Origin of the sequence: Kitasatospora sp. NPDC001539 (genome assembly GCF_040298565.1) — a bacterium.
Classification (GTDB): domain Bacteria; phylum Actinomycetota; class Actinomycetes; order Streptomycetales; family Streptomycetaceae; genus Kitasatospora.
In genome coordinates, this window is the sequence record NZ_JBEPAK010000289.1 from 1 (window position 1) to 8,183 (window position 8,183).

The window sequence follows — 8,183 nt, forward strand, 5'->3', positions numbered from 1 at the left end:
CTAACACCCACCACACCCCACTACCCAACATCACACCCCCCAAACGCGGGGGGCGGCCGCAACCCCGCCCCCCCCCACCTCGTGGTTGCGCCCGTGGATCTCCGGGATGCCGTAGGGTCGCCCAATGGCGAAGTACTTCGACGTGCACCCAGAGTCCCCGCAGCCGCGCACCATCAGCACCGTGGCCGCCGACCTCCGGTCCGGGGCCCTCATCGCGTACCCGACCGACTCCTGTTTCGCCCTCGGCTGCCGACTGGACAACCGCGACGGGCTGGAGCGGATCAGGTCCATCCGGCGTCTCGACGAACGCCACCACTTCACGCTGATGTGCGAGGACTTCGCCCAGCTGGGGCAGTTCGTCCACATCGACAACAACGTCTTCCGTGCCGTCAAGGCCGCGACGCCCGGCAGCTACACCTTCATCCTCCCGGCCACCAAGGAGGTGCCGCGCCGCCTGATGCACCCGAAGAAGAAGACGGTGGGGGTCCGGATCCCCGACCACGCCGTCACCAGGGCGCTGCTGGCCGAACTCGGTGAGCCGCTGCTCTCCAGCACCCTGTTCCTCCCCGGGGACGACGAGCCGATGACCCAGGGGTGGGAGATCAAGGAGCGGCTGGACCACGTGCTGGACGCCGTGGTGGATTCGGGGGACTGCGGCACGGAACCGACGACCGTCGTCGACTTCTCGGACGGCGAGGCGGAGATCGTCCGCCGCGGCGCCGGCGACCCCGCGCGCTTCGAGTGACGGCGGGGCCGTCCTCCCGGGCGCGGGCCGCCCGGTCGGCGTAGGGCTCGCCGGCGCGGCGGGGCGCGCGGGGCGGTGCGGGGATGGTCCCCTGCCCGGGAACAGATCCGACCACCGCGGGGTTGGCCGAGGTCGACGAGCTTGCGGCAGTCCTGCAGCCGGAGCGGACGGAACGGCTGGCACGGCTGGAACGGCTGGCACGAACGGGCCGGCCGGACCGGCACTCCCGGAGAGAGAGGCTTTCCCATGAAGATCGGCATCATCGGCGCGGGCAACATCGGCGGCAACCTGACCCGGCGCCTCACCGCGCTCGGCCACGAGGTCTCGGTGGCCAACTCGCGCGGCCCGGAGACGCTCAAGGCCCTGGTCGAGGAGACCGGCGCGAAGGCGGTGACGGCCGCCGAGGCGGCGAAGGGCGCGCAGGTCGTGGTGGTGACCGTCCCGCTGAAGAACGTGCCGGACCTGCCCGCCGGCCTGCTGGACGGCGCGGCCGAGGACGTGGCGGTGATCGACACCGGCAACTACTACCCGCAGCAGCGCGACGGCCGGATCGACGCGATCGAGGACGACGGACTGACCGAGAGCCGCTGGACGGAGCAGCACCTCGGCCACCGGGTGGTGAAGGCGTTCAACGGCACCTTCGCGCAGGACCTGCTGGAGCGCCCCCGCCCGGCCGGTGACCCGGAGCGGATCGCCGTACCCGTCGCCTCCGACGACGAGGCGGCCAAGCGCGTCGTGCGGGCCCTGATCGACGAGTTGGGCTTCGACACGGTGGACGCCGGCGGCATCGACGACTCGTGGCGCCAGCAGCCCGGCACCCCGGTGTACGGCCTGCGCGCCGGTGTCGAGGCCGTCACCCGGGCCCTGGCCGAGGCCTCCCCCGAGCGCCCGGCGGCCCATCGGGCCTGAGCACCGAAGGGCTCGCGTGCCCTGAGCCGCGCCGAACCGGCCGGCCCTCCCCGCCCGGGGAGGGCCGGCCTTCTGCTGCGCGGCGGGCGGTCCGGCGGCCACCGCCAGGGTGCCGGGGACCGGCCTGGTGGGAGCGTGTACCGACGGTCGGTGGACGGACGTCCGGCGCGCGGCACGGGCGTCGATCCGATTCGGGAGAAGCCATTGAGGCCGGGCCGCCGGCGCCCCTACACTCGCGCCCGTCCGTGACCTCGTGTCACGGAGACCTCACGGACCCGGTGTCGCACGATCCGACCCGCGTCCATCCGCCGATGTCCCCCAACCAACCCTCATGGAGGACGACTTGAAGGCACCAACCATACGCCGGATGCTCCTGGCGGGGGTGAGCAGCCTGGCGCTCGCGGCCTCCGGTGCGCTCGCCGTCCCGACGGCGGGCACCGCCGTGGCCGCCGACTACCCGGCCGTGCACCCCGCGGTGGCCGACTACGCCCAGGTCGCGACCAGCACCACGCCCCCCACCCAGGCGCAGTGCGCGTCGGCGGGCCGCCGCTGCTTCGGCCCGCAGGCGATCCGCGCCGCGTACAACCTCGGCCCGCTCTACGCCGGCGGCTACGACGGCCGGGGCCAGACGATCGCCATCGTCGACTCCTACGGCAGCGACACCATGGCCCACGACCTGCACGTCTTCGACCAGGCCTTCGGCGTCACCGCGATGTGCGGCGAGGAGGGCGTGACCTGCCAGCCGGGCATGCCGACCTTCAGCGAGCTGCACGTCCAGGGCGCGCCGGGCACCACCGCGCCGCCGCCCGGCAGCAAGGGCACCGGCCAGGAGGACAAGGCCGCCTGGGCGCTCGAGGTCGCGCTCGACGTGGAGACCGCGCACGCGATGGCCCCCGGTGCCAACATCCTGCTGGTCAGCACCCCCACGGCGGAGACGCTCGGCGTCCAGGGCTTCCCGGCCATGATGAACGCCGAGCAGTACGTGGTCGACCACCACCTGGCGAACGTCATCTCGCAGTCCTTCGCCTCCGCGGAGGGCGCGTTCGCCAGCGCCCAGTCGATCGAGCCGCTCCGGCACGCCTTCAAGTCGGCGGCCCTGAACGGCGTCACGGTGCTCGGCTCGTCCGGCGACAACGGCTCGGCCGGGTCGAAGAAGACGCCGGTGAAGCAGGGCGGCTCCACCCTCCCGGACCCGTCGGTCGAGTGGCCGGCCTCCGACCCGCTGGTGACCGGCGTCGGCGGCACGAACCTGTGCACCGACCCCGGAGCCACCGCCGGCCGGACCGTCGACAGCACCGACAGCCCGGCCGCCTGCCGGGCCAACCCCGGTGCGGCCGAGGTCGGATGGACCTTCGCGGGCGGCGGGTTCAGCCAGGTCTTCGACAAGCCCGCCTACCAGTCGGCGCTGCCCGCCGGCTCCACGGCCATCGGCGCCAAGCGCGGCGTCCCGGACATCTCCCTCCAGGCCGCCTCCGGCACCGGCGCGCTGGTCTACCTGTCGCTGCCGCCGGACGGCTCCTCCGGCCTCAAGTGCGGTGCCACGCCGTGCAGCACCGGCTGGTACGACATCGGCGGCACCTCGCTCTCCTGCCCGCAGTGGGCGGGCCTGGTCTCGATCGCGGACCAGATCAACGGCGGCGGCCTCGGCCAGATCAACCCGGCCCTGTACAAGCTGGCGGCCGACCCGGCCGCGTACGCCGCCGACTTCAACGACGTGACCCTCGGCAACAACACCGCCGACCCGACGGTCCCGGGCTACCCCGCCAGCACCGGCTGGGACCCGATCACCGGGCTCGGCACGCCCAACGCGGCGAAGCTGCTGCCCGACCTGGTCAGCGCCGCCCACACCGGCTGACGCCGGCCGGCCGCACGGGCGGCCGGGGCCCCGCCCGCTTCGCCCCGTCGAGCCACGGCCCGGCGGGGCGAAGCCGTGCGCCGGGCCCGTCGCACCGCCAACGTCAACGTCCGTCCGGAATGCGGATGATGGGCGTGATCGCCCTTTGCCAGGGTGCCGCCCATGTCAGCGGTCAAGCAGTTCCAGGTCACCTTCGACTGCGCCGAGCCCGAGCGCGTCGGCCGCTTCTGGTGCGAGGTGCTCGGGTACGTCCCGACCCCGCCGCCGAAGGGGTTCGCCACCTGGGAGGAGTACGAGAGCTCCCGGCCGGCCGAGGAGCGCGGTTCCTGGTTCGCCTGCCTCGACCCGACGGGGGTGGGGCCTCGGCTGTACTTCCAGCGCGTTCCCGAGGGCAAGGTCGTCAAGAACCGGGTGCACCTCGACGTCCGGGTCGGCACCGGGCTCGTGGGCGAGGAGCGCCTCGCCGCCCTCCGGGCCGAGAGCGAACGCCTGGTCGCACTCGGCGCGGTGCAGGTGCAGGTGCTGTACGACGGCCACGACGCGTGCATCCCGATGCAGGACATCGAGGGCAACGAGTTCTGCGTCGACTAGGGGTCGTCCTGAGCCCCGCAGGGCCGCTGGCCGCCCTCACCGGCCGACCTCGCGCCGGTGGAAGTCCTCCACCGTCTCCCGGCGGATCAGCAGCCTGGCCCGGCCGTCCTTGACCGCCGCGACGGGCGGGCGGCCGACCAGGTTGTAGCCGGACGCCATGGACAGCTGGTACGCCCCGGCGGCCGGCACCGCCAGCAGGTCGCCCGGGCGCAGGTCGGCGGGCAGCACGGCGTCGCGCACCAGGACGTCGCCGGCCTCGCAGTGGCGGCCGACCACGTCGACCCGGGCGTCGCGCGCCTCCGAGCGGCGGCCCACCAGCCGCACGGTGTACGGCGATCCGTACAGTGCCGGGCGCGGGTTGTCGCTCATCCCGCCGTCGACCGCGGCGAAGCAGCGGCCGTCGGGCCCGTGCTTGACGGACAGCACCCGGTAGACCGCCACGGCGGCCGGGCCGACCACCGCCCGGCCCGGTTCCACCAGCAGGCGCGGCACCTCCAGTCCGGCCTCGGCGCAGCGGACCGCCAGGCGGTCCGTCACCCGGACCGCGAACTCGGCGAGGTCCAACTCGGCGTCGCCGGGCACCTGGCGGATGCCGTGCCCGCCGCCGAGGTCCAGTTCGGGCAGTTCCACTCCGTGCCGCTCCCGCACCTCCGCCAGCAGCCGCACCAGCGCGTCCACCGCCCGCAGGTACGGCTCGACCTCGGTGATCTGCGAGCCCACGTGGCAGTGCAGCCCCGACAGTTCCAGCCCCGGCTGGTCGAGGACCCGGGCGATCGCGTCGGCCGCGTCACCGCCCTCGACGGCGAAGCCGAACTTCTGGCCGCTGACGCCGGTCCGCACCGCCGGGTGGTGCCCGGCCGCGATCCCGGGCACCACCCGGACCAGCACCTTCTGCGGGGTGTCGGCGGCCACCAGGGCGGCCAGCCGGGCGATCTCGGCCGGGCCGTCGATCACGATCCGCCCGACCCGCAGCCGCCGCGCCAGCCGCAGCTCCTCGGGGGACTTGGCGTTGCCGTGCAGGAGGATCCGCTGCGCCGGGAAGCCCGCCGAGACGGCCAGCCGCAGTTCGCCCGCCGAGCAGACGTCCAGTCCCAGGCCCTCCGCCTCGACCCATGCGGCGATCGCGCTGCACAGGAAGGCCTTGGCCGCGTACAGCACCTCGGCGTGCGGCAGCGCCCTGCGGTAGGCGCGGGCGCGGGCCCGCACCTCGCCCTCGTCCAGCACGTAGAGCGGGGTGCCGAACCGCTCGGCGGCCTCCGCCAGTCCGACCCCGCCGACCAGCACCTCCCCGCCCGGGCCGGGCCGCGCCGAGGCCGGCCAGGGGCCGCCGAGGGCGTCGGCGGGCGTGGCGGCGGGCGGCATGGCGGCCGGCGTGGCCGTGGGCGGAGCGTCGGCGGCCGGGGCCGGGGCGGGTGCAGCGGCGGGGGCGGCTACGGCGGCGAGCTGGCTCATGGTGGCGACTCCTCGGGTCGGTCTGCTCAGTCCTCGAACTGCATCGCGATGCGGCAGTGCGCCGGGCGGCCGCGATCGTGGGCGGGTGCGGGCTCCGAGGGCCGCGCCGGCGGGTGGGGCTGCTCGGCCGGACGGGCGAGCAGCCGGACCACGCGACGTGGCGGCGGTTCGGTGGCGGTGGCGGAGTCGTTCATCGTGACGGTCCCTTCGACGGTGGGCCGCGCGGCCCGGTCCCCTCCAGTGGAAGCCCTCCCCCGGCCGCGGGGCGCCGCCCTTGACGCGAGCCGTACGCCCCGGCCGCCGACGTTGACGGCCCCCTGACACCCTCAACGGCGCGGCCTCGGGCCCGGCGCCCACTTCGACACGCCTGTCGAACTTGGCATGGCCCGGCTATCCTGTCGGCAGGTCCGAAGGCGAATCCCTGCCCCTGTCGACGCCCGCACCAGCCCCGGCGCACCCGACCGGAAGGAGGCGAGACCCGTGGACCGCAGGAGTCCGGGACTCGACCGCACCCGCGTCCGCCCCAGAACCCCGGACTCCGGTTCCGGGGGAACCCGGAGCCCTCGGCCGCGCCCCCGACGGCCCCGACGCCCCTCACGCCCCTCACGCCCCTGACACGCCCGCGCTCCTGACGCTCCTGAAGCGCCTGCGGCTTCTGACGCTTCGTCAACTCGGCAGCCGGTCGTTCACCGCCCCGCCCGTCCCGGCGTACCCCGGGCCGCCCGCCGCCGTTGTACGGAAGGTGAGTCGCCGCGCCCGCCCCCGACCCCCGGCCCTCCGGCCGAGGAAGAGGTTCCCCATGACGACGTCCCGGCTCTTGCCGCGTCCGCGCGAGGCGGCGGTCCTGCTCTCCGTCCTCGGGCTGCTCGTGCTGGAGGAGGTGACCCTCGGCCTGGCGAAGGAGGACGAGCGCCCGGTGATCGGCGGCATCCTCGTCGGCGCCTCCTGCTCCGGACTGCTGCTGGTCGGCGCGGTGCTGTTGAGCCGCTGGCTCGACGCCCGCCGGCCCCTGCCGCTGCCGCCGCTCGGTCCGAACGGCCGCGAGTACAGCGCCCGGGCGCTCGAGGGCTTCCCGATGGAGGCGGTCCGCCCCCTGCTGCTCGCCGAACAGGCGCCCCAGCTGGGCCAGTTGTACTCGGCCTGGACGCTCGTCAGGGCCGGCCGCCCGGCACCGTGGATCGCCCGCCGGCTGGACATCCCGCTGGACACCGTCCGGCTCCTGGTCGACGCCACCCGTACACCGGGCCTGGATCAGCGCCGCTGACCGGGCGCCACCTTCGCCTGCGCCACCAGATAGGGCACCAGTCCGCGTTCGGCCAGCGAGGACCGCCAGGCATCCCGCGCCCGCGCCAACTCGTCGCCGCCGTCCGCCGCTTCGGCCGCCGCCGGCCCCTGCGGCCGGGCCGCCGCCGCCAACAGTCCCAGCCCGCCGCCCAGCAGGGACACCGCCGCCGCCCCGGCGGACACCCACCCGGCGGTCACCAGCGCCCGGCCCAGCGCGTCCGCGTCCTCGGCCAGTCCCAGCAGCCAGCCGAGCAGCAGGAGCACGGCGGCGGCCGCACCGGCGACGATCGGCACGACCACCGCCAGCACCCCCCACCACCCGGCCACCCGGCCCGCCTCGGGCAGGTCCGCCGGCGGTCGGGCCGGCGAGTCGGAGCCCGCCCGCAGCGCCGCGTACCGCTCGTACTCCGGCGCCGCCGCGGCCAGCACGTAGGCGGCGTTCTCCCGCGCCGTCCGCCGCAGCCGCTCCACGCCCTGCGCGCCCTCCCCGCTGTCCCGCAGCGCGGCCCGCACCTGCGGCGCCGCCAGGGCCCTGGAGAGTTCGGCCTCGAAGTCGGCCCGGTCCTGCTGCGGCAGCCGAAGCGGCCTGTCCATGCTGTGCCCCCGTCCACTGGTCGTCCGGGCCATATTTCTACAGCAGTGTAGAACCTGGGGCCAGGCAGGGCGGCGGCGCGGAGCGGCACGTCCGCGGACGACGGGGGCCGGACGGCGGGGGATCGGACGGCTGGGGGCCGGACGGCTGGGGACCGGACGGCGAGGGGCCGAACGGCGAGGGGCCGAACGGCGAGGAGGCGTCCCGGTGTCAGCCGGCGGCGAGCTTCACCCGGCGGCTGTCCGCGAACGCCGACGGCGTCGCGCCGATGTCGGAGACGGTGGCGATGACGACGGCGTCGGCGCCCGGGATCCAGTTGACGGTCTTGGACTGGACGACCACCTGGCGGTGCTGCCGCGTCCCGTCGCAGATCACGTCGGCCTCGGCGGTGCGGCTGGAGCCGAAGGCGATCGACGAGGAGTCCTCCGGGTCCCGCTGTTCGACCGAGACGGTCAGCGAGCGGGTCTCGTCCGCGACGGAGCACAGGTAGTCGACGTCCACCCGGACCCGGCCGGGGATCCTCGGATCGATCCGGACCTCACCGATGGCGGCGACGGTGGCGGCCGGCGCCGGGTCGCCGGTCGGTGCCGGGGCGTCGGCCACGGCGGGGACGGCGAGGCCGGTGAGGGCCGAGGTCAGTACCGTCAGGACGATCCACCGCTGCACTGCGACCTCCTGGGGCCGGGAAGGGTTGGGGCCGGGAACGTGTGGCCGACGCTAACCCCCGCCCCCGGACCCCGCGCGCCGGGTCGTCC

General features: G+C 75.3%; 9 protein-coding genes. 5 read left to right on the forward strand and 4 right to left on the reverse strand.

The genetic code is table 11. From position 1 onward, the window contains the following. Positions 1-124 precede the first annotated feature (124 nt). The 4 genes from ABT247_RS29400 to ABT247_RS29415 all read left to right on the forward strand — a co-directional run bounded on the left by ABT247_RS29400 (position 125) and on the right by ABT247_RS29415 (position 4,100). The gene (locus ABT247_RS29400; RefSeq protein WP_350748402.1) at positions 125-745 is read left to right on the forward strand and encodes an L-threonylcarbamoyladenylate synthase; all 621 of its coding nucleotides are present in this window, start codon (positions 125-127) and stop codon (positions 743-745) included. Between the two features lie 75 nt (positions 746-820). Next, positions 821-1,654, forward strand: a complete 834-nt coding sequence (locus ABT247_RS29405; protein WP_350748404.1) for an NADPH-dependent F420 reductase — start codon at positions 821-823, stop codon at positions 1,652-1,654. A gap of 343 nt (positions 1,655-1,997) precedes the next feature. Beyond that, on the forward strand, positions 1,998-3,509 hold the full coding sequence (locus tag ABT247_RS29410) for a S53 family peptidase (RefSeq protein ID WP_350748406.1): 1,512 nt from the start codon (positions 1,998-2,000) through the stop codon (positions 3,507-3,509). A 162-nt stretch (positions 3,510-3,671) separates the two neighbouring features. Continuing rightward, a complete protein-coding gene (locus tag ABT247_RS29415) occupies positions 3,672-4,100 on the forward strand; it encodes a VOC family protein (protein WP_350748409.1) in 429 nt (142 codons plus the stop codon). A gap of 36 nt (positions 4,101-4,136) precedes the next feature. Here ABT247_RS29415 and lysA read toward each other — a convergent pair whose 3' ends face one another. Together lysA and ABT247_RS29425 are read right to left on the reverse strand one after the other, a co-directional pair. Continuing rightward, positions 4,137-5,462: a diaminopimelate decarboxylase gene (lysA, locus tag ABT247_RS29420; protein ID WP_350748424.1), complete on the reverse strand. Its 1,326-nt coding sequence runs from the start codon at positions 5,460-5,462 to the stop codon at positions 4,137-4,139. Between the two features lie 116 nt (positions 5,463-5,578). Then, on the reverse strand, positions 5,579-5,746 hold the full coding sequence (locus ABT247_RS29425) for a hypothetical protein (RefSeq protein WP_350748412.1): 168 nt from the start codon (positions 5,744-5,746) through the stop codon (positions 5,579-5,581). Between the two features lie 605 nt (positions 5,747-6,351). On the opposite strand from ABT247_RS29425, the gene ABT247_RS29430 reads away from it, so the two are divergent. Beyond that, complete coding sequence (locus ABT247_RS29430; protein WP_350748415.1) at positions 6,352-6,816, forward strand: hypothetical protein; 465 nt, start codon at positions 6,352-6,354, stop codon at positions 6,814-6,816. On the opposite strand, the gene ABT247_RS29435 is transcribed toward ABT247_RS29430, so the two are convergent. Together ABT247_RS29435 and ABT247_RS29440 are read right to left on the reverse strand one after the other, a co-directional pair. Continuing rightward, a complete protein-coding gene (locus ABT247_RS29435; protein WP_350748418.1) occupies positions 6,804-7,430 on the reverse strand; it encodes a hypothetical protein in 627 nt (208 codons plus the stop codon). The genes ABT247_RS29430 and ABT247_RS29435 overlap by 13 nt on opposite strands. A 208-nt stretch (positions 7,431-7,638) precedes the next feature. Next, entirely contained in the window at positions 7,639-8,094 is a 456-nt protein-coding gene (locus ABT247_RS29440; protein ID WP_350748421.1) for a hypothetical protein, read from the reverse strand. Between the last annotated feature and the right edge of the window lie 89 nt (positions 8,095-8,183).